General features: G+C 74.7%; 1 protein-coding gene. It reads left to right on the top strand.

The window, feature by feature from the left end:
• A partial coding sequence (lnt, locus tag DZF91_RS23225) for an apolipoprotein N-acyltransferase (RefSeq protein WP_117359493.1) occupies positions 1–986 on the top strand: 986 nt, incomplete at both ends.

Here is a 986-nt window from a genome sequence, read left to right as displayed (position 1 = left end):
GGCGCGTCCCCGCCCCCGCGGGCCGCTGGCCGGCGCCGCCGTCGCCGTCGTCCTCGCCGCGCTGGTCGTCGGCGGCGGGCTGGCGATCCCGACCCCCACCGCCGGACGGCCCGTGACCGTCGCGGTCGTCCAGGGCAACGTGCCCCGGCTCGGTCTGGACTTCCTCGGGCAGCGCCGCGCCGTCCTGGACAACCACGTCCGCGAGACCCGCCGGCTCGCCGAGGAGGTCCGCGCCGGGAGGGTGCCCCGGCCGGAGCTGGTGATCTGGCCCGAGAACGCCAGCGACCTCGACCCGTTCACCGAGCCCGACGCCTACCAGGCCATCGACGGAGCCGTCCGCGACATCGGCGTCCCCGTCCTGGTCGGGGCGCTGGTCGAGACCCCCGACGGCAAGCGGATCGAGAACCGCGGCATCGTCTGGGACCCCAAGACCGGTCCCGGGAACTACTACGTCAAGCGGCACCCCGTCCCGTTCGGGGAGTACCTGCCGTTCCGCGACGTGCTGACCAAGCTGATCAAGCGGTTCGAGCGCGTCCCCCGCGACTTCGTCAAGGGCGACCGCAGCGGCGTGATGAAGCTCGGCCCGGTCACCGTCGGCGACGTCATCTGCTTCGAGGTCGCCTACGACAAGGAGACCCGCGACTCCGCGCCCGGCGACGTCATGGTCGTCCAGACCAACAACGCCACCTACGGCGAGACCAGCCTGCCGCCGCAGCAGATCGCCATGTCGCGGCTGCGGGCCGTCGAGCACGGGCGCGCGGTGCTGGTGGCGGCGACGAGCGGGATCAGCGCGATCGTGGCCCCGGACGGCCGTATGATCGCCGAGTCGCGGGAGTTCGTCCCGGCCCTCCAGGTCGCCGCGGTCCCCGCGCGCACATCGCGTACGATTGCGGACCGTCTGGGCGCGCTCCCCGAGTGGGCCCTCACCGTCGCGGCCCTGGCAGCGGTCGCGGCCGCGCTCGGCCCGGCGCGCCGCCGCCGCCGTG

The organism is Actinomadura logoneensis (assembly GCF_003428695.1).
Taxonomy (GTDB): domain Bacteria; phylum Actinomycetota; class Actinomycetes; order Streptosporangiales; family Streptosporangiaceae; genus Spirillospora; species Spirillospora logoneensis.
Note: the sequence above shows the minus strand (reverse complement) of the source record. Positions and strands in the feature narration are given on the sequence as shown.